The sequence below is a fragment of the Anaerosalibacter massiliensis genome (assembly GCF_024623155.1).
In the GTDB taxonomy this organism is placed as follows: Bacteria; Bacillota; Clostridia; order Tissierellales; family Sporanaerobacteraceae; genus Anaerosalibacter; species Anaerosalibacter massiliensis.
This window is the reverse complement of the sequence record NZ_JANJZL010000003.1, coordinates 57620-79461: the sequence shown is the minus strand read 5'-3', so window position 1 is coordinate 79461 and position 21842 is coordinate 57620. Positions and strand designations below refer to the sequence as shown.

Here is a 21842-nt window from a genome sequence, read left to right as displayed (position 1 = left end):
CCCTATATATATATATTAAAACATAGTAAGAATATATTTATTGTGATATAATTAAAAAAATAAAATTATATATTTTTTAAAAGGAGGTATAAAATGGAATCTAAGTGTAAACTCCCTTTTTTAACACAGATTCTCTATGGATTAGGGGTTAGCTATGCTATAATTGATCAAATATTTGTCCAATGGGTTGTATATTTTTATCTACCCCCAGCAAATTCCGGTCTAAAACCTTTAATTGCACCTGCATATATTGCATTAGCATTAATAATATCTAGATTTGTAGATATGATATTCGATCCTTTAGTTGGATATGCTTCTGATAATTTTCATTCTAGATGGGGAAGAAGAATTCCTTTCATAGCTATTGGTTCAATACCATTAGTATTATGTACTATAGCTATTTTCTATCCTCCAAATAATTTTTCTATACCATTATATTTAAGTATTATGAGTTCTCTATTCTTTATTTTTTATACTATAGTAGGAGCACCTTATAATGCTCTTATACCAGAACTATCCCAATCCTATGAAGATAGGCTAAATTTATCTACTTGGCAATCTATATTTAGACTTACATATTCTGCTATTGCTATGATCTTACCCGGATTTTTGATAAAATATTTTGGTAAACAAGATGCAACAGAGGGAATTCAAAAAATGGTTATCTCCCTTAGTTTATTTTCTCTCTTAGGTATGCTGCTACTTATTTTCACTATAAAGGAGAAGAACTATTCTAAAGCTAAACCTATAAAAATAAACTTTAAAGAAAGTACATCTATTATTTTTAAAGACAAATCTTTTATACTGTATCTTTTAGGATTACTGTTCTTCTTTATAGGATTTAATACTATCAGGACAGTCCTTAACTATTATGTTGAAGATATTATGAAATTAGGTAAAGAATATATTACTATTATCTCTGCCATATTTTTTGGTACAGCTGCTCTTTCTTTCTATCCTGTAAATAGACTCTCTAGAAAGTTAGGATATAGAAAAATTATGTTGTTTTCTTTGGCAGCTCTTACAATTTTATCTTTAATGCTATTTCAATTAGGAAAAATACTTCCAACTAACTGGGGAATAGCTATCTTTGCTATTGTAGGAATCTTTATATCAGGAAGTGCTTTTATATTTCCACCTGCAATGCTAAGTGAAATAGTCACTTCTTCTAATAAAGAAAACACTACTCAATTAGAAGGATTTTATTTTGGTATTCAAGGATTTTTTCTTAAGTTAGCATTTTTAATTTCAGCAGGATTTGTGCCTATACTATTGACTTTAAATAAAAATATAAATATTTTCCAAAATATCATAAAAGGAAATAATATGGTACAATTAGAAGGAATATATGCCACTACCTTACTGGCATCTTTTTCCTTTATAATTTCTTTTATATTTTATTATCTATATCCAGAAAAAATTATAAGAGATTAGTTCGTCACATAATTGAAAGATTTATATTATAAACTATACTTAAAATATAGTAAATACTTATTTATAAGTAAATTTAGGAGGAAAAAATATGAAAACAAATATTTATGTTATTTATGGTGGTAAATCTGTTGAACATGAAGTATCTCTAAAAAGTGGATTTGCAGTTATTAACTCATTAGATAAAAATAAATATAATATCTATCCAATTTATATCACAATAGATGGAGTTTGGTCTCCATTGGGCCTACTGGAGAACAATATTGAAAATCCAGATGAACTTAAAAAACCAAGTTCAAATACAATATCAAGCTCTATTGGAGACTTTTTATTAAACCAGCTTAAAGATGGTGAAAAAAACATTATATTTCCTGCTTTACATGGTACTAATGGAGAAGATGGAACAATCCAAGGCATGTTAGAATTATTAAATATTCCATATGTAGGTAATGAAGTGTTATCATCTGCAGCAGGAATGGATAAAGTAGTTATGAAGGATCTTTTTGCTAAATATAATATACCTCAAGTAAAATATACTTCTATTAAACTCCATACTTGGAAAGAAGATAAGGACAAGGTATATGGGAAAGTTGAAAACGAGCTAGATTATCCATATTATGTAAAACCAGCTAATTTAGGTTCAAGTGTTGGAATAAATAGAGTAGAAAATCGTAAAGAACTAGAAAAGGCAGTTGAAGAAGCTTTCTTATATGATTGCAAAGTCATTGTAGAAGAAGAATTAATTGCAAGGGAAATGCAAATATCTGTAGTTGGAAATGAAAACCCTAAGGCATCTGTACCTGGAGAATTTATTATGGAAAGACCTTTCTTTGATTATGATGCAAAATATATAGATGGTAAGTTAATTCCAGTAATACCAGCAAATTTAGAACCAGAAGTAAATGATAAAGTTCGAAAAACTGCTGTTGAAGCTTTTAAAATATTAGACTGTCATGGTCTTGCAAGAGTAGATATATTTGTTACAGATGACAATGAAATTTATGTAAATGAAGTAAATACAATGCCTGGTTTTACAGCTGTAAGTATGACTCCCGTTCTATGGGGGGCTACTGATGGCACTACTTATTCTGAACTAGTTGAAATACTTATTCAATTGGCTTTTGAGAGACATAGAGAAAAGAACAATCTTTTAAATACTAGATCATAGGAAGGAGGTTAGAATTGTCGCATTTCTTCTATAAAAAATAAACTTTTTGCGATAAATTCTGATAAATATATGATTAAAAGAACTTTAAGAGAAATTGAGCAAATGATTGAGGGTTCTAAAACCTGTAAAAAAGATAGGAATATTGTTATCCATGGAGTTTCTATTGATTCCAGAAGCATAAAGTCTGGTGAATTATTCATTCCTATAAAAGGTGAAAAATTTGATGGTCATAATTTTATATTAGATGCCATTGAAAGTGGTGCAGTAGCTACTTTATGGAATAAAACTGAGCCAATTCCGCCTAATGCTAATATACCTTTTATTTTAGTTGAAGACACTTTGGTAGCTATTCAAAATCTAGCAAAATCTTATTCTAAACAATTAGGTATGAAAATAATTGGAATAACAGGAAGTAATGGAAAAACATCTACTAAGGATTTATTAGCTGGAATTTTAAGCACTAAATATAAGACTGGAAAAACCATTGGAAATTTAAATAATCATCTAGGAGTACCTCTTACAATCTTAGGTTTTGAAGAAGATACAGAAATAGGTATAATTGAAATGGGCATCTCTGAACTTGGTGAAGCAGATTTATTATCATCAATTGCAGAACCTGATGTAGCTATTATTACAAATATTGGTGAAGCCCATTTAGAAACATTATATACTAGGGAAAATATAGCTAAAGGAAAACTTGAAATTATAAATCATTTAAATAAGGATGGTTTATTTATATATCCTGGAGATGAACCATTAATAAAGAATGAAATAAAAAAATTAAATCCTGAATTTAAAATAGAAACCTTTGGCCAAGATCCTTCTAATACTTATTGTCCTAAGCTAATAAGCATTGGAGAAAATGGACTATCTTTTAAACTAAACGAATCAAGTCCTAATGTTATAAATCTAGATCTTCTAGGAAAACATCAAGTATATAATGCTACAGCTGCAATAGCAGCAGCCAAATATTTCAATATATCTTTTGAAGATATACAAATTGGTCTTAAAAACGCAGATATTACAAAAATGAGAAGTGACCTTATTCATACTGAGACATGTACTATATTGGATGATTCATATAAATCTAATCCTGCAAGTGTTTTAGCAGCATTAGATACATTATATTCACTTGACAAATATAATAGAAAAATTGTTGTTCTAGGAGATATGCTAGGCCTAGGAGATGAAGAAATTTCTATGCATAGGGAAATCGGTGAAAAAATAGATCCAAGTCAAATAGACTACTTGTTTACCATTGGTCCTCTTGCTGAGCATATTGCTAAAGGAGCTAGTCCAATGATTCCAAAAAATAATATTAAATCATGTGTAGATAAAGAAGAATTAATTAACGATTTGAAAAAAATAGTAACTAAAGATTCAATTGTACTAATTAAAGCTTCTAGGGATCTACATTTGGAAAATGTAGTAGACGCATTAAAATCTAAGGATTCTTCATCAAAGGCTATATAAAAAAGGTGTTGTTTAAAATGAGTCAAATCATTTTGAACAACACCTTTTTAATAAATTAAAATGGAATATATAATATTTAATTTTGTCATTATTAAAGTCATAATTCATCTCTGAAATAAACACCAGAAGTTTTTTGTGCTATCTATATAAGCAAAAGTAATTAGCTAATATTAAATTAGAGCAAATAAGAAATTGTTAATAACTTCTTATTTGCCCTAATTATTTTAACTAAAAAAGCTTCTATCATTCATATCCTTAAATAGTGATAATAATTTTTCTTTTGTAAGCTTTTCCTTTTCCTCTCCAGATAAATCTATCAATACCTCTCCTCTATGAAACATTATAATTCTATTTCCATATCTAATAGCATGATCTATGTTATGAGTTACCATTAAAGTACTTAAATTTTTTTCTTTAACTATTTTGTCTGTAATATCCATGACTATTTCAGAGGTCTTAGGATCTAATGCAGCTGTATGTTCATCTAGAAGTAAAAGCTCTGGATTTCCAAGTACTGCAATAAGTAAGGCTAAAGATTGCCTTTGTCCTCCAGATAGTTGAGAAATAGGATTATGAAGTTTGTCTTCAAGTCCTAGATCAAAAACCTCTAATAGTTCTCTAAAATGTTTTTCTTTCCTCTTCTCTTTAAGAAAAGAAAGCCCAAAACTATTCCCCTTATTCTTCGCTATAGACATATTTTCATATATGGTCATAGAGGGAATAGTTCCCAAGGATGGATCCTGAAAAATTCTAGATATTTTCTTACATCTTTCAAATTCTTTTTCCTCAGTTATATCTAATTTATCTAAAGTAATTCTACCACTATCAACTGGAACTTTCCCTGAAACAATATTTAAAAAAGTTGATTTCCCTGCTCCATTACTTCCAACTATACAAACAAAATCTCCATTATCTATATTTATATTGAAATTATCAAATACCTTATTTTCATTAATACTTCCTTTATTAAAAGTCTTTGAAATATTTTCTAATTGAAGCATATTCATCACCTATCCATTAACTTATTTTAGATTGAAAAATACCTTGTAACCCTCTTTTAAACTTAAATGACTTCTTTAATGAAATGGATTCATTGCCAAAAGTAAGAGCAATTACTACAATAATAGCACTAATAAGCTTTAAATCACTTGGGTTAAAACCTAGTTTTAAACTTAAAGCTATACTTGTTCTATATAAAAAAGTACCTATTATACATAGAACACTAGCATTTAAAAAAGGTATATTCCTAAATATAGAATAGGCGAGAACTATTGAAGCAAGACCCATAACTACAGTTCCAGTTCCCATATTTATATCACTAAATCCTTGATACTGGGCTAATATACCACCAGCTAAAGCTATCATCCCATTAGAGATTGAAAGAGCTAGTATTTTAATTTTCCCTGTATCTAATCCTAAAGATATAATCATGTTTTCATTATCTCCAGTCCCTTTCATTACATAACCTAATTTTGTCTTAAAAAACAGTGTAAACAATACTGCACATAATATTAAAATAATAAGGTTCATAATCATACTATCCTTATTTGAAAATATAGTATCATAGTTAAATAATGAAAGATTTGACACTCCCATAACCCTAAGATTTATAGAATATAGTCCTACCATCACTAAAATTCCAGAAAGAATATCTTTTATTTTAAGTTTCACATTTAAAAATCCAGTTACAGCTCCAGCCATACCTCCTGCTAACATAGCTATAATTAAAGAAATATGAGGATTTACTCCCTTTATTATTAATACAGCAGATACACTGGCTCCTAGTGTAAAACTACCATCAGCAGAAAGATCTGGAAAATTAAGTATCCTATAAGTTATATAAACTCCCATCACCATAATAGAAAAAATGAAACTTTGTTGGAGGATGCCTAATAAAAATTTACTCATCTGATTCACCCTCCTTTATTATATTTCCACTATTTAATATGTCTTCTGGTATGTTTAATTTGAGTTTCTTTGCTATTTGTTCATTTATTGTAAGCTCAGTCTCAGTTAAATTGGCAACTGGAATATCTTTTATATCTTTTCCTTTTAATATATCAACGGCCATAAGACCTGTTTTATATCCAAGTTTATAATAATCAAGTCCTTCACATGCTAATGCCCCATTTTTAACCATAGGCTCATCTACACCTATCGTTCCTATATTATTTTCTACAGCAACTTTAGAAATAATAGGCATACTGGAAGCTATCAAATTATCAGATGGAAGAAATAAAAAATCTATTTCTTTTATTTTTGCATTTAATGCTGATTCTATTTCGGATGAATTTGTAACTGGAATCTCTACTATAGATATTCCCGTTTTTTTAGAAACTTCCTTAGCTTTATCTACTTGAACATGGGAATTGACCTCGCTTGTATTATATATAATCCCTACCTTTTTTGTATTGGGAAATAGTTTCTTTCCTAATTCAAGTTGTTTATCTATGGGAACTATATCAGTAGTACCTGTTATATTTCCATCAGGAGTATCTATATCTTTTACCAGTCCTGCTGAAATAGGATCAGTAATTGCTGTGAAAAGTATTGGTATTTCATTAGTAGATTGTAAAGCTGATTGGGCTGACTGAGTAGAAATAGCTAGTATTAAGTCCTTTTTTTGGGAAACAAAATTATCAGATATAGTCTTAGTCAAGGCCATATCACCTTGAGCTAATTGAATATCAATATCAATATTTTTCCCATCTTCATAGCCTTTTTCTTTCAAGGCATGAATAAATCCATCCCTAGCACTATCTAACGCAGGATGTTCTATAATTTGACTAATTCCTATTGAAATTTTTTCCTGAGATTTTGTGGATGAGCATCCACTTAAAGATATGACAATTATAAATAACAAAATAAAGCCTAAGCATTTACTTAGACTGGTACATTTTTTTCCTACCATGCTACCGTCCTCCTAATTTCATATTTATTTTTTACTTCTAAAAACCTACCATTCTACTTTTAGCCCGAAGGCTAGCTACTATATTACTAAATCTACTATTAAAAATTAAATATGCTAAACATTATAAACTCTTAAATATAGTTTGTCAATAGGGTTAAACTTGAAAAAATTGACAAGGTATCACTCTATTCCAAAATTCTAATCTAAAGGCGGTATAGATCTATGACCTACCCCTATTGCCAAATCATTTAAATGTAATAGTCCAATACTTATAAATAAACATACAACAATATGTTCCCCGAATCTAGCTATACCAATTTTACCACCGAAATTAAGTCCCATTGCTTTTGAATCTACCTGACTTATAGCATCCTTAGTTGCTCCTGCTACTGCCCCTTCATAAACATGCTCTTCTTTGATAATTCCTGTTTTTTTAGAGGCTACTAATGCCCTTTCTATTATTGTTGGAATTGAATTGATTAAATCTCCACCTATATCCACAGCTGTAGATTTTATATTCTGTTTTTCAAATTCCTTGACTAATATTTTTTCTTCTTGCCTAGTAGATACAGCTAGTTTTATAGCTGCCTTTGCAATTTCCGTACTCTTACTTTCCATATTTACCACCATCCTATGTACTTTAGTTTAAATTGTATATCTAAAATAATATTTTGTAAATAGTTAAAAACTCTTTTCCCTATACCATAGAAAATCCTAAAAAATCATATATTTCTAAATATGATTTCCAAAAAAAGTTCAATCTTTCCTCATCAAACATTACTACATCCAATGTAACTACTACACTATTTCTAAAAGTATAGCTTCTTCCAATATTCTACCCTTCACCTAAATCATAAAGTTCTTTTAATTCAATAAATATATCATCCTTATAATTAATTAAGCCTTTTGTATATCCTGATACAATAGCAATATTAATTTAAGATTGTTCATAATTACTCTACTTATTAAAGTCTCATAACTCTTATAAACTATCCTTAAATATAATTATCCTTAATATATAAGAGTATTATCCTACCTAAAAAGTTCATTTTATTTAAATAAAAAAATTAGTGGCATTTAAATACCACTAATTTTTTATATCAACTAAATTAGTTATAACACACCAATCTAAAGCTTGTTTTTTATCTATATTATCTTTTTCCATAGTTATATCATAAGGTGTTTTTTTCTCATTAATCATTTTTTCTAATGGAGTAATATATTCTCTTTCTTCTTCATTTAATCCATCTTTTGCAACTTTTATAATATACTTAGCTATTTCATAAATAGTTTTATCTTTTAACTTCCCATCCAATCCTTTTTCAATTATATCTGTTTTAGCTTTATTTATGTCAAAAATACTTGTACTTCCAACGTAGTTATATACTTTATCAATACTTTTCTCATTATATAATATTCCTTTTAATAGTGCAATTGCAGAGAAATTTAATGGATAAGGTATAGAATCCATCATTCTTACTTCCACATATTTTTTAGTTCTTACATCAGGAAAAAACATAGTTAAAACATGTTCTAATTCTTCTATTGAATAATCATCTGAATTAAAAACCTCCTTATAAGGCTTATCACCAGTATAGTAAAGTCTTTCTCCATTATCAATAAAAATAGGTGGTCTATTTAACACATATTCAGCATATTTTTTATATCCAAAGTCTTCATCTAATGCTATATCCACTATTCCACATCGATCACTATCACAATTTTCCCATATATGAGTTCTCAAATTTTTCTTATTCCATGTCTTTCCTTCAAAATAAAAAGCATTATCAAATATTGCATATATAACTGGAGAAATAATATTAGCTAATTTAAATTTCCTAATATAGTCTTCTTCAGACTTATAGTCAAAAGATACTTGTAAAGAAGCTGTACCTTTCATCATATTGTGAGCAAATGCACCCCTACTTTTAAAATATTCATACATATAGTCATATCTTTGTTTTGGCAATATTTTTATATCTGAAATTTTAGTTTCTGGTTGATATCCAGTGGTAATTAATGCCTGATTTTTTCTTTCTAAAATTGGAACTATTTCATTTAGAGAATTAAAATATTCTTTTTCTATCTCCTTTATATCTTTTTTTGCATTTATGCTCAATTCAAATTGGCTTCCTGGTTCAAGAGTTATAGTAGTTCCATTTTTATTAAGTCCAAGAAGATATTTTCCTTCATATATCCCTTTCCATCCTTTTGAAACCAATTCTTCTAAAGTTTCTTCCACCCCATTATCTCCATAATATGAAATAGTCTTAAAACTAGCTTTATCTATTATGAAATGTTCAAACTCTACACCTATCTTAAAGTCCTTTTTTTCTTTTTCATTGTCTTTAAAATATTTTTCTATTTCCTCTACTTGTCTTATATAATCCATTAATATCCCTCACTTTTCATAAACCACTTTATTCCTTTATACCCCATAGTTATAATCTGACACTTATATATACCCATATAGTATATATTTAACATAAAGAATAATGATTAAAAATATGATACAATTATTACAGGTGATATTATGAGAATATTATTAGATGGAGATGGTTGTCCTGTAGTGGATATTTCCATTAAAATAGCAAAACTATATAAATTAGAAGTTATTATAGTTAAAAATTATCATCATGAAATATATGATGATTATGCTACTATTATTACTGTAGAGCCAACTCCTGATAGTGCTGATTTTTATATTGTCAATGAAGCTAGAAAGGGAGATATAATTATTACACAAGACTATGGTTTGGCGGCTATGGCTCTTTCTAGAGGTGCATTTTGTATAAATCAAAATGGATTTATAATTGACTCTGAAAATATTGATGGACTGCTTAATAGGAGATATTTGAACCAAGAACTTCGTAGAAAACACAAAAAATATTCTAAATTTAAGAAAAGAAATACTCAAGCTGACATAATTTTTGAAAAAAATCTTAAAAATTTAATAGAGAGCCAGCTATAAATATTTCTTTTCACAAATTAAACCCATATTAATCATCTATCATATTATCCCTAAAAAACTTAATCAAACCATATTGAGCAAGGATTTCCATAAATTGAGTATCAAGAGAAGCTTCTAAGCCTTCTAACATTGCATTATCCTTATATCTTCTTTCATTTTCTTTAATTTCTCTACTAAATATTTTATATGCTTCTTCTTTTGTATTACAATCCTTTAGTAGATCAGCATATCTGTCATATTCTTTAGAAAGCTCATTCATAAAATAATTATCTAGTTCTGTATATCTACTTTCATATTCTTTCAGCACTTCTTCTTTACTTTTTAACTTTATCATATATGCCACTTCCTTTTAAATAAGTAATACATATATTATACACTAAATTTTCTTAATTTTCTATATTTGATTGTTTGCATAAAATAAGAATAACAATTCCTAAAAATTTACTTTTCTTTAGTTTTTCAAATAATTAAGAAAAATGAAAAAAGAAGTCCTTATCGATTATAATTATAAAACTATTACTATAGTAGATAAAAGTATATTGAAATAGTTTTATTTTTTTATCTACATCAGAGTTATATTTAATATAACAAATACACAATATAAATATAACTAAAAAGGGTAATATATAAATGAATATATTTTAAGCTGGAGGTGCCCGTTATGAGCGAATTAATAAATAATAGAGAATATAGACAGGAAATATTGAAAGAAGTTATTAGAGAACTCCATGCTGGAAAAACTGTAGAGGAAGTGAAAACTAAATTTGGTGAAGCTATAGAGGGAGTTTCTCCATCAGAAATATCCGCTATGGAACAGCAATTAGTTAAAGAAGGTTTGCCAATAGAAGAAATTCAAAATCTATGTGATGTTCATGCCGCAGTATTTAAAGGTTCTATTGAAGAAATACATCATCCCGAAGAAGTGCCAGGACATCCCATTTATACTTTAAGAAAAGAGAATGACGCTATTCAAGAGTATATTTTAGAAAATATTAATCCCCACCTAGATAAGTTCATTAAAAAAGATAATGAGGACAATATAAATAATCTTATAGAAGATATTAATTTACTTTGGGATATTGACAAACATTATAGTAGAAAAGAAAATTTAATTTTCCCTTATTTAGAAAAATACAATATTACAGCTCCACCAAAAGTAATGTGGGGAGTAGATGATGATATCAGGGCATTATTGAAAGATATTAAACTAATGCTTAAAGATTATAGGGGTAATAAAGATGAAGTAGATGAAAAAATTAAACATGCAATACATCAAATTGAAGAAATGATTTTTAAAGAAGAAAGTATATTATTCCCTATGGCTTTAGAAACATTAACTGAAGATGAATGGATAGAAATATATGATGAAAGTGATGAAATAGGCTATGCCCTGATTTCTCCAGATACTAGGTGGAAATTAAAAAGAATCAATATAGATAAAAAAGAAGAAAATGATCCTATGAAAGATGGATATGTAAAATTTGAGACAGGGGTTCTCTCTTCAAAAGAAATAAATCAAATACTTAATGCTATACCAGGAGATATGACCTTTATTGATAAAAATGATATTGTAAAATATTTCTCCCAAGATGAAAATAGGATATTCCCTCGTACAAAAGCTGTAATAGGACGAAGTGTACAAAATTGTCATCCACCTGCTAGCGTTCATATAGTCGAAGAAATATTAAATGACTTCAAGTCCGGGAAAAAAGATAATGAAGATTTCTGGATTAAAATGGGAGATTTATATGTACTAATTAGATACTTTGCCATTAGAGATGAAAATGGTGAATACTTAGGTACATTAGAATTTACACAAAACATTGCTCCAATAAAAGCATTAGAAGGGGAGAAAAGATTATTATCTAAATAATTTAACTCTATATCATTAATACTTTCTATTTCTATCACATTTTCCTCCAAAAATTTAGCTTTTAAAAAATAAATGGACAGCAGCCAATGGAAATTCCAAAGCAAAGATTTGTAAAATAAAAGCGTCCTATTTATAATAGTTTTACCACTAAACTCAAATAAAAAGGATGTTGATAAAATGAACAAAAGTTATTTAAAACAAATGCTCACTTATATTAATATAAATATATCATATTGGAAAAAATCAATAGTTTAAAAGATAGAAGAGAAAAACATTCCATAAAACTTTCAACATGTAAGTTTAATAAAAAGAAAATTATCATTATAAAATTTGAAGCTAAACTTCTAGGAATTTCATGACATAATAACTAGATATTTTATTATTAAATAAAAAACCCTAACTAATTTTCACTAGTTAGGGTTTTAACTTCCTATAAATTTTTAGCAAAATCTATTCCAAACTCTCTGCAACGTTCTAATCCTTCTTCATCTGGGTTCCATAATTCTTTTATGCCATTATTTATTACTTCAAATTTTGCATCTTTTAATCTTTCTGTTATAATCTTTACTGATTCACCACTCCATCCATAGGAACCAAAAGCAGCTGCTTTTTTATTCTTAAATCCTAAACCTTTTACCATGTCAAGAATTCCTGATATAGAAGATAGTATACTATTGTTTACTGTAGATGCTCCTACTAGTACTGCATCTGATTTAAACATTTCAGTTATAACATCATTCTTATCTGAATTTGCTGCATTGAATAGTTTTACTGCAACATCTTTATTCTCCGACTTAATACCTTCTGCAATAGCTTCTGCCATTCTTCTTGTAGCATTCCACATACTATCATACACTATAGTGATTTGATTTTCCTTATAATCTTTTGCCCATTCTAAATACTTTCCTATAATTTGAGCTGGATTATCTCTCCATATGATACCATGACTTGTTGCTATCATATTTACTGGTAAATTAAATCCTAAAATTTCTTCAATTTTCCTTGTTACAAGAGGGCTAAATGGAGCTAATATATTTGCATAGTATTTCATTGCTTCTTGATATAATTCTGCTTGGTCCACTAAATCATTGTACATCAAATCAGATGCATAATGTTGACCGAAGGCATCGTTACTAAATAATATATTCTCACCATCCATATATGTAAACATGCTATCCGGCCAATGGAGCATCTTTGCTTCAATAAATGTAAGCTTATTTTCTCCAATATCTAATGTATCTCCTGTTTTCACTTCAACAAAATTCCAATCTTCGTGATAATGGGCCTTCAATATTTTTGCACCAGCAGCTGTACAATAAATAGGTACGTCGGGTATTTCCTTCATAAGTAATGGCAATGCACCACTATGATCTACTTCAGCATGGTTTGCAATTATATAATCTATTTCATTTAGGTTTATTTCTTTTTTAAGATTTTCAACAAATTCTTCATCAAAAGGTTTCCACACAGTATCAATTAGTACATTCTTTTCATCCCTTATTAAATAGGAATTATAGGAAGTTCCTCTATGTGTAGAATATTCATCTCCATGAAATCTTCTAAGTTGCCAATCAATTTTTCCTACCCAAGTTACCTTATCAGTCATTTTAAAACTCACAATATTACCTGGTTTCTAAAATCATATTAAATAGTATAAATATGATTTTTCACTTATTATTAAGTGGTAGCATCACAGGATTCAGCTACTAGGGTATAGCCTCTTGACTATAAATCTTATATAGCCTTATCTACATTTAGTATATAAGTACAACAAGATTAAAGGTGTTACCTTTCCCTATAGTTTATATCTAAATTGTTAAAGGCTTTTCCTTCTAGGTGTCCTTTAACAAGATAAAACTTAAGGTTAAGAGGCTATACTTAGTATGTATTTCCTGTTTCTTTGCCACAAACCAGGTTTTTCACCGCCTTTCTTTTTAATTTTTTTACTTATTATTGACCACTGTTTCCAGTTGTTCTCCTTGTTGAATTTAAGTTTCTCTTTTTCTGTTGATAGTTTATCTTTTAAAAGCTTCGGTACCTTTTCGTTATAGCCGAAAGCTCTACGACCAATTACTAAAGCTGAACTTTCATGAACATTTAGTCCATATTGGTGAGAATATTTATATAGTCCTATTTTACTTGTATATTGAGGCTTTACTTTTATTACTTGGACTCCTTCTCTCCTAGCTTTAGATTCAAGATTTGATAGTAATTTTCTATATGTGAATTGATCTCTAATTCTTGCAAACTTACTTTTTACATCTCTATCATTTTTAAACTTTAAATCTTCTATAGATATAGCACAGCCTTCGGCTTTAGCTATCTCTATTACTTCTTTTGCTAACTCACCACATAAATTATTTCGCTTATTACTTCTTGCATATAATAATTCATTTTGCTTTAAATAGGTAGAATTTTTATAATTTGCATTTTTGTCTAGTCTTGTTAATGCAAAACCATCTGGATTTGTGTCTACTCCTATTATGCCATTATCTGTAGTATAAAGTTCTTTATATTCTCTTAATTTACTTTCATCTATAGTAATATGTACATATATCTTACCTTCTCTTTTAATAAGTTCTACTTTATAAGCTTCACCTATTTTTAAATAGTCTAGTACCATTTGTCTATAGTTTCTTCCATTTATCTTACCTGTTTTTTTAGATAGTTTTTGTGGTAAATATAATGGTATCTGCATTTTTATTGCCCAATTTCTTTTATCTTTATTTAAAGTGGATATTTCTAGAAAGGTCATATTATCTTTTATTATTATTCTTAAGTTTGGATTGCCTCCCTTAGTTTTATCTCCTCTAGAATAGTAGTTATTGTCTCTTAACTCTTTCCATTCTTCATTAGTTATTTGACCTTTGCATCTTTTGATAAAATTTTTTCTGCCTCCAAAAATTACTTTTGGGATTGTGTTACTATCTATATGATTTTTATAAAATTGTTGTTTTTTCTTCCGTTTATTTAGTTTTTTAGTTAAAGCATTTATTTTATTTTTTGATTTAGCTTTTTTAAGTTGTTTTTCTATCCTTTTTACTTTCTTTGAATAATTATCATAGTATTCCTTAACTAATTTCTTTTGAGATGCTATTATCTGGCTTGCTGCTTTAAGGGCATCTTTACTTTGTCTTATATTTAATCCATATTTCTTTGAAATATATTTTTCTATTTCTCCCTTTTTCATATTTCCTTCTATAAGTCTATTAAAACCATATCTTTTTGCTGATGAAAATACAGTCATTAGTCTATTAATTTCAAATTCTGCATCTTTAGATACATTGATTAATATACCTCTAACCGTTACTTTCATCTATTTCACCTAGCTTTCTAAAAGGTAGCATAAGCACCATCTCCTTATGCTTATTATATAATAAGCAAACATACGTTTCGATATTTTTATGAATATAATTTACAATAGCTTAATACTATTTAGCATTGTTTTCGTATACTGTTTCTAATCTCCCTACATTCTTTCTTGTCTTTCATATTAACACATACCATTACATATATACACTAGAATAATAAAAACTAATCATTTATGTTAAAAAAAACTGGGTACAATAGTCTTGAGGTGATTATATGAAATCAATAGATATTATGATTCAAGAGCATGAAAATATTAGAAGAATGTTAAAAGTCATAAGAAAATATTCTTATAAAGTACTTCTTAATGAAGAAATAGATTATAATGATTTCTATAAAATAATAGATTTTATTAGAAATTATTCTGATAAACATCATCATATGAAAGAAGAAAAAGTACTATTTAAAATTATGAAAGAAAATCTTCCGCAATTTGCAAAAAATGGGCCTATTACGGGTATGTTAATTGAACATGACATTGCCCGTCTTTACATCCTAAATCTAGAAAAAGCTTTAGGTGAATACAAAGAAGGAAATGATGAAAAAAGATTAGATATAATAGCTAATTCTATATCTTATGCTGATTTATTAAATAGACATATTGACAAAGAAAATACAGCTCTGTATAAATTTGCTGAAAAATTACTACCTTGTGATAGTAAAAACAAAATAGATGAACAAAGTGAAGAAATTGAAAAAAGTGCCAATAAAAAAGGTACCCAAGATAAATACCTTAAGCTACTTAAAGAATTAGAAGATAAGATTAGTTTAAGAGAGTAGTATAAAGTGATTTATGTCTAAATAATAATAAATGCTTTTTTCTGGTAAGACAAAAATAACAAATAAAGCCAGAAAGGAGCATTTTTTTATGACTACATTGAAAAAAGAACTTTATGGCTACACTGAAATATAATTAAAACTAAATTTGGAGAGTAGAACAAATATAGATTAATATTATTTAGATTTATTTAGTTCTCCTCTTTTTTGATTAATCATAAATAGTCATACAATGTCCAGATAAATTCATAACCTTTTATTCTGCCTACCCCTCCATAACTACAATCTATTTCATTATATTCTTTCGATTTTATCCTTTCTTACTCCCGAGCTATTTATCAATATAGGTACTGGATCTCCACTATGTTCTTTTTTTCACATGGAGTTGAATGATCTGCGCTAAGGCTATGATTGTATCCTCTGGATCATACTTTAATATATTTCCTATAAGTTTATCAAATAATTCTATAGCTTGTACTTTCCCTTTTGGATTTTCATAAGGTATTTATATTCTATTTACTAATATTTCAATTATAATTTGAAATAATGATTTTAAAAATCCTAATCCTAGAAATAAAAGATGAGATTTCTTTTGAAGATATAGAACACCTATATATTCTCTTATAATTGCATTTAACCAATAGTAGAATTTTGTCTTTGATCCTGAACCATCACATTTAATCCCAAGCTTTTTAGCAATTAGCAATGCACGAAAAACATGGAAATTATTAGTAACAACAAGTATTTCAGGTTCACTTTGATTCTCCCTTTTCATCCAATCTTCTTTAATTAACTCATATGAAAAGCACAAGTTTTCTTCTGTGTTTTTTGATCTTGTTTCTCTAATAATATACTTTTGTTCTAAACCCTTATCAATTGCATAGTTAGCCATAGCTTCTCCTTCTGGTAATGCCTCATCATGGCCTTGTCCTCCAGAAAATACTACCTTGACTAAATGATCTTCTAAGTTAAATTTATTATGTTTTTCAATCCCTTTTTCTATTCGACTTGCAAGCAAAGGCGTAACTTCATTATTTATTAAACCACTACCTAAAACAATAATATAATCATATGTCTTTCCTAAGTGAGGTATAAGATTTAATAATGATGAAACAAAAAATAATACCATTACAAATAAAAAATATCCAAAAACAAATGTAATAAAATCAAATAAACTACTTAAAATAATATTGTCTATATTACTATATAACTTTGGAAATATAAAAATCCAAATAATTAATGCTATGCCAAAACCAAGTGATAATAAATGCGAAATAGTGACTCCTTCCCTTTTAACTAACTTAGTTCCTGTAGTAAAAAGACTAATTACAAACCATATAATAAAGATAGGAACTGAAAGAATCACACCAACTACCAATAAAATACTGAAATAATAAACAAACGGAATATCAGAATATGAAAAAACAAACAACATTGCTAAAAATGCCAACATAATCAGGAAAACAAATAAATTAACACCTATAAATAATGTACGTCTTTCTTTTTTCATATTATAATAAAACAACACACCTGATAAAATAACGAAAGCCCAAGTAATTACTTTAATATACAAAATTATACTCCTTTCAAATATTCATAGTGATATTGTATCGAAACTAATCAATATTTTCTATGTAAAAATACAAAATATGATAATAATTAAGAGCCCCTAACCAAAGACTCTTTCCTTTTCTCCATACGCTAATAATAGTATTGCATTTATCGTTACAAGTAATACGCTTAGCTCATGAATCAACATTCCTGAAGATAAAAATGCTATTTTAGTAATTGCACCTATTTCTTCTTGACTACTTACTTCTATCTCACTTCCTGATAATAGCTTTAGCAAATGGTGTCCTGAATACATTTCTCCTTTAATTTCATCTGATTCAACAACTTCCTTATTAAAAGTAACTTTTGTCTTACTTGAATTAAATAACACTTCTAATTTTTCTACACCTTTTGTTTTCATAACATAACTCCTCCTTAAATTCTAGTTGTCTTTATTCTCTACATTTATTATAGAAAGTATTTAAGTAAAATACTTTGACCTAAACCAAAATTATAATAAATAATAAAATTTAGATATAATAAAGCTAATAATTTAAGATTCTTGATAGATTTGTCTTTCTCATTACGAAGTATTAGGTGAAGAGGTAAAATCTACATGTAGAAAATAAGGCCTAAAGAAGGTGATCTTTTGAAGATAACGGAAAAAAATTTTATTGAACAAATGAAAAAAAGAAATGAGAAAGCTTTAGAATATGTAATTGATAATTATGCTTGGATTCTCAAAACAGTTTTAAAAAAGCACCTCTTCAACCTTGAGAATCTTTATGAAGAATGTATGAATGATTGTCTACTTGCTATATGGAATAATATTCATTACTACAATCCTCAAAAATCCAGTTTTAAAAATTGGATAGCAGGAATAGCTAAATATAAATCCATTGATTATATGAGAAAATACTTAAAGGATTTAGAAAATGGAAATATAGATGATATTGTTCTTGCTTCTGAAGATAATTCTATTAAAGAGATTTTATCTAATGAAATTAGTATGGAAACTAAGAAAATGCTCTATAGTTTATCAGAAGAAGATAGGGAGATTTTTAAAAAACTATATTTTGAGGAAAAGAACATGAACGAAATTTCTAAAGAAACAGGACTTAGTAAGTCTATTTTATATAACAGACTTTCAAGAGGCAAAAAGAAGATGAGAAAAAATATTAGTGTAAAAGGAGATTATGAAAATGAAAGACTCTAAAAATATTTACACTCTTTTAAATGAAATGGAAATTAATATAGATGATTATGAAAAAGAAATGTTAAGCGATATTGAAAAACAAAATTTAAAAAGTAGTTTTAAGAAAAACCTTAAGAAGAAATTTAATTTTAAAAAGCTTGGTACTGTTGCAGCTGCTTTATTAATATCCATAGGTATTTTCAGCCAAACAACTATAGGAAAATCTGTTTATGCTAATGCTGAATCAAAAATTTCAGAAATATCCTATTCCATAGGAAAGTCTTTAGGTCTTAAGAAAAATATTGAGCCCTATACAAATATAGTTGGTGAAACTAGAGAGGATAAAGGTATAGAGGTTAAATTAAATGAAGTAGTTATAGATAAGGATGAATTAATTTTTTCTACAATTGTATGTATGGATAAAACCGTAGATAGACTAGATTTTGATTTTGATATCTATATAGATGGAAAAAAAACAGACCGTCCTGGTGGAGGCGGAGATTTTGAAAAAATTGATCACTCTGAAAATATATTTTTCAATATTGCCTACACTGATATAAAAGAAATTGATACCACAAAAAACATGGATATAAAAATTGTACTAAACAATTTAAATTATAATATAGGTACTTCTATGGATAATATAGTTGGAGAATGGGTATTTGAATTTAATGCAAATGGTGCTGAACTCGCAAAAAATACTTATGCCTTTCCATTAAACTATTCATTTAATATAGGTAAAAAGAATTATATTCTAGAAGAATTTAGATCCAACCTAATGGGTCAAAAAATATTTGGAAAAATAGAAAATGATTCTGAATATCATTATATTGTATTAGAAGGATATGATGATTTGGGAAACAAAGTTGGCTTCTTTCCAACTAGTGAGTCACGAGATAACGATTTAAATTTAACAAATTTAGTATTTGAATATGATGATAACTACGGTGTGCTCTCTGATGAAGCCAAATATATTACCCTAATTCCCTATGCCTCAAAACCAGTTCCAATTGGCGGAAATGAAGATGATCCAAAATATGATTCTAAGCCAGTTGGTGAAGAATTTACAATATTTTTAGACAAGTAAAATATAGAAAGTCCACTTATATTTCCTATAAGTGGACTTTCTTATTTATGCTTCTAAAAACATCTTCATATCATCTTCTACATTTGTTATTCCACCAATTCCAAAGTTTTCAACTAATACTTTTGCTACATTTGGTGAAAGGAATGCTGGTAGAGTTGGTCCTAAATGAATATCTTTCACTCCTAGATACAACAGTGATAACAATACTATTACAGCTTTTTGTTCATACCAAGCTATATTATAAGCTATTGGTAGATCATTTATATCTTCTAATTCAAATATTTCTTTTAACTTAAGAGCTATAATAGCTAATGAATATGAATCATTACATTGCCCAGCATCTAATACTCTTGGTATTCCATTAATATCTCCTAAATTTAATTTATTATATTTATATTTAGCACATCCTGCCGTTAAAATAACTGTATCTTTGGGAAGAGCCTTTGCAAAATCTGTATAATAATTTCTACTCTTCATTCTTCCATCGCAACCTGCCATTACAAAGAACTTCTTAATAGCTCCTGTTTTAACTGCTTCTACTACTTTATCAGCTAATGCAAATACTTGTGCATGGGCAAATCCTCCAACAATCTTTCCTTTTTCTATTTCAACTGGTGCTGGTAATCTTTTAGCGTGTTCAATTATTTCTGAGAAATCTTTTGCTTTTCCATCTACTCTATCAGGAATATGTTTAAATCCTGGATATCCTGATGAACCTGTTGTATATACTCTATCTGCATAAGAAGCTTTTGGTGGAACTATACAATTTGTTGTAAATAGTATTGGACCATTGAACTTTTCAAACTCCTCTTTTTGTTTCCACCATGCATTACCATAGTTTCCTACAAAATGGTCATATTTTTTAAATGCTGGATAATAGTTAGCTGGCAACATTTCACCATGAGTATAAACATCTACTCCAGTACCTTCTGTTTGTTTTAATAATTCTTCCATATCCTTTAAATCATGACCTGATATAAGTATTGCAGGATTGTTTCTAACTCCAATGTTTACTTCAGTTATTTCTGGATTTCCATAAGTTGATGTATTGGCTTTATCAAGTAAAGCCATAGTATCTACACCGTATTTACCAGTCTCAAGTGTAAGTGCAACTAAATCATCTACAGTTAAACTATCATCTAAAGTAGCTGCTAAAGCTCTTCTAATAAACTTAGATATTTCTTCATCTTCATACCCTAAATTCATAGCATGCTCTGCATAAGCTGCCATACCTTTAACACCATAAGTAATTAATTCTCTTAAGGAACGAATATCTTCATTTTCTGTAGCTAAAACTCCTACTTCCTTACTACCTGCTTTAAATTCAATTTCATCCTTTGAATTAACTGTAAATGTTGCAGGATCTTTTAATTCTCCTAACTTTACACCTTTTTCTATTAGAACATTTTTTAATTCATCTCTTAATTTAAGAGCCTCTTTTATTTTTTCAAAGAATCTATCTTTATCAAAATTTGCATTTGTTATTGTCATAAATAATCCTTCAATTATAAATCTATCTAAACCTGGCATTTTAAATCCGATCTCGTCTGCCTTTAGCCCTAATACTGAAATACCTTTTAATGCATATATCATTAAATCTTGGAGTTGAGCTAATTCCGCTGTTTTACCACATACTCCAACTTTTGTACAGCCTTTTCCTCCAGCTGTTTCTTGACATTGATAACAAAACATACTCATATTTTACTCCCCCTTAGTCTTTTTCTTTCTATAATCTATACTACTATAGTCTAAATTGAATTTCGGTAACATAGGTTACCTATTATCAATTTTTAATAATTAATTCCTGCTGGCATAATATTATTTGGATTAAAAGCATGGCAAGGTGTTACTCCGTAAACCATATTACATTTTGGACATTTTCCCTCAAAATTTAACATCTCAAATTTCTCCCCACATTTAGAACATTTTTTAATCAGTGGCACAGGCATAGGTTGTTTATCAAAACCCATCTGTCTTACCTTATCAACTACTTGTTTTCCATTTTCAAAACTTCCTGAACAACCTTCATGAGACAT

At 28.1% G+C, this 21842-nt stretch carries 20 protein-coding genes; 8 read left to right on the top strand and 12 right to left on the bottom strand.

Translation table 11 applies throughout. The features are described 5' to 3' along the window. The first annotated feature begins 93 nt into the window (after positions 1 to 93). The 3 genes from NSA23_RS05680 to NSA23_RS05670 all read left to right on the top strand — a co-directional run bounded on the left by NSA23_RS05680 (position 94) and on the right by NSA23_RS05670 (position 4072). Positions 94 to 1434 carry an MFS transporter gene (locus NSA23_RS05680; protein WP_042680487.1) on the top strand — a complete coding sequence of 447 codons (1341 nt, stop codon included), beginning with the start codon at positions 94 to 96 and terminating at the stop codon, positions 1432 to 1434. Between the two features lie 88 nt (positions 1435 to 1522). Next, on the top strand, positions 1523 to 2599 hold the full coding sequence (locus NSA23_RS05675; protein WP_042680489.1) for a D-alanine--D-alanine ligase: 1077 nt from the start codon (positions 1523 to 1525) through the stop codon (positions 2597 to 2599). A 69-nt stretch (positions 2600 to 2668) separates the two neighbouring features. After that, a complete protein-coding gene (locus tag NSA23_RS05670) occupies positions 2669 to 4072 on the top strand; it encodes a UDP-N-acetylmuramoyl-tripeptide--D-alanyl-D-alanine ligase (RefSeq protein ID WP_042680491.1) in 1404 nt (467 codons plus the stop codon). Positions 4073 to 4296: 224 nt separating this feature from the next. On the opposite strand, the gene NSA23_RS05665 is transcribed toward NSA23_RS05670, so the two are convergent. The 5 genes from NSA23_RS05665 to NSA23_RS05645 form a co-directional block, all read right to left on the bottom strand. Further along, entirely contained in the window at positions 4297 to 5073 is a 777-nt protein-coding gene (locus tag NSA23_RS05665) for an ABC transporter ATP-binding protein (protein ID WP_042680493.1), read from the bottom strand. Positions 5074 to 5089: 16 nt separating this feature from the next. After that, positions 5090 to 5980, bottom strand: a complete 891-nt coding sequence (locus NSA23_RS05660; RefSeq protein ID WP_042680495.1) for an ABC transporter permease — start codon at positions 5978 to 5980, stop codon at positions 5090 to 5092. After that, a complete protein-coding gene (locus tag NSA23_RS05655) occupies positions 5973 to 6983 on the bottom strand; it encodes an ABC transporter substrate-binding protein (RefSeq protein WP_042680497.1) in 1011 nt (336 codons plus the stop codon). The genes NSA23_RS05660 and NSA23_RS05655 overlap by 8 nt, the downstream gene beginning before the upstream one ends. 198 nt (positions 6984 to 7181) lie before the next feature. Continuing rightward, positions 7182 to 7601: a HutP family protein gene (locus NSA23_RS05650; RefSeq protein ID WP_042680499.1), complete on the bottom strand. Its 420-nt coding sequence runs from the start codon at positions 7599 to 7601 to the stop codon at positions 7182 to 7184. A 469-nt stretch (positions 7602 to 8070) separates the two neighbouring features. Next, on the bottom strand, positions 8071 to 9375 hold the full coding sequence (locus NSA23_RS05645) for a glutamate--cysteine ligase (protein WP_042680501.1): 1305 nt from the start codon (positions 9373 to 9375) through the stop codon (positions 8071 to 8073). Positions 9376 to 9516: 141 nt separating this feature from the next. Between NSA23_RS05645 and NSA23_RS05640 the strand changes: the two genes are divergently transcribed. Beyond that, a complete protein-coding gene (locus NSA23_RS05640) occupies positions 9517 to 9954 on the top strand; it encodes a YaiI/YqxD family protein (protein WP_042680503.1) in 438 nt (145 codons plus the stop codon). Positions 9955 to 9982: 28 nt separating this feature from the next. Here NSA23_RS05640 and NSA23_RS05635 read toward each other — a convergent pair whose 3' ends face one another. Then, a complete protein-coding gene (locus tag NSA23_RS05635) occupies positions 9983 to 10288 on the bottom strand; it encodes a hypothetical protein (RefSeq protein ID WP_042680505.1) in 306 nt (101 codons plus the stop codon). A gap of 327 nt (positions 10289 to 10615) precedes the next feature. Between NSA23_RS05635 and NSA23_RS05630 the strand changes: the two genes are divergently transcribed. Then, entirely contained in the window at positions 10616 to 11827 is a 1212-nt protein-coding gene (locus tag NSA23_RS05630) for a DUF438 domain-containing protein (RefSeq protein WP_042680507.1), read from the top strand. Between the two features lie 430 nt (positions 11828 to 12257). Here the strand turns inward: NSA23_RS05630 and NSA23_RS05625 are convergent, their stop codons facing one another. Both NSA23_RS05625 and NSA23_RS05620 read right to left on the bottom strand, forming a co-directional pair. Continuing rightward, positions 12258 to 13433: an anaerobic nitric oxide reductase flavorubredoxin gene (locus NSA23_RS05625; protein WP_246119186.1), complete on the bottom strand. Its 1176-nt coding sequence runs from the start codon at positions 13431 to 13433 to the stop codon at positions 12258 to 12260. Between the two features lie 258 nt (positions 13434 to 13691). Beyond that, on the bottom strand, positions 13692 to 15143 hold the full coding sequence (locus NSA23_RS05620) for an IS200/IS605 family accessory protein TnpB-related protein (RefSeq protein ID WP_042680511.1): 1452 nt from the start codon (positions 15141 to 15143) through the stop codon (positions 13692 to 13694). Positions 15144 to 15412: 269 nt separating this feature from the next. On the opposite strand from NSA23_RS05620, the gene NSA23_RS05615 reads away from it, so the two are divergent. Continuing rightward, the gene (locus tag NSA23_RS05615) at positions 15413 to 15976 is read left to right on the top strand and encodes a hemerythrin domain-containing protein (RefSeq protein ID WP_042680513.1); all 564 of its coding nucleotides are present in this window, start codon (positions 15413 to 15415) and stop codon (positions 15974 to 15976) included. A gap of 502 nt (positions 15977 to 16478) precedes the next feature. Here NSA23_RS05615 and NSA23_RS05610 read toward each other — a convergent pair. Both NSA23_RS05610 and NSA23_RS05605 read right to left on the bottom strand, forming a co-directional pair. Next, entirely contained in the window at positions 16479 to 17546 is a 1068-nt protein-coding gene (locus NSA23_RS05610) for a YdcF family protein (protein ID WP_050069753.1), read from the bottom strand. A gap of 96 nt (positions 17547 to 17642) precedes the next feature. Continuing rightward, positions 17643 to 17945 (bottom strand): hypothetical protein, encoded by a 303-nt coding sequence (locus NSA23_RS05605; RefSeq protein WP_042680514.1) that lies wholly within the window; start codon positions 17943 to 17945, stop codon positions 17643 to 17645. Between the two features lie 228 nt (positions 17946 to 18173). Between NSA23_RS05605 and NSA23_RS05600 the strand changes: the two genes are divergently transcribed. Both NSA23_RS05600 and NSA23_RS05595 read left to right on the top strand, forming a co-directional pair. Continuing rightward, positions 18174 to 18740, top strand: coding sequence for a sigma-70 family RNA polymerase sigma factor (locus NSA23_RS05600; protein ID WP_257490324.1), 567 nt, complete (start codon positions 18174 to 18176; stop codon positions 18738 to 18740). Then, positions 18727 to 19806, top strand: a complete 1080-nt coding sequence (locus NSA23_RS05595; RefSeq protein ID WP_042680518.1) for a DUF4179 domain-containing protein — start codon at positions 18727 to 18729, stop codon at positions 19804 to 19806. Before NSA23_RS05600 ends, NSA23_RS05595 begins: the two co-directional genes overlap by 14 nt. Positions 19807 to 19851: 45 nt before the next feature. Here the strand turns inward: NSA23_RS05595 and hcp are convergent, their stop codons facing one another. Together hcp and NSA23_RS05585 are read right to left on the bottom strand one after the other, a co-directional pair. Then, the gene (gene hcp, locus NSA23_RS05590) at positions 19852 to 21504 is read right to left on the bottom strand and encodes a hydroxylamine reductase (RefSeq protein ID WP_042678793.1); all 1653 of its coding nucleotides are present in this window, start codon (positions 21502 to 21504) and stop codon (positions 19852 to 19854) included. Positions 21505 to 21596: 92 nt separating this feature from the next. Next, complete coding sequence (locus tag NSA23_RS05585) at positions 21597 to 21842, bottom strand: hypothetical protein (protein WP_042678794.1); 246 nt, start codon at positions 21840 to 21842, stop codon at positions 21597 to 21599.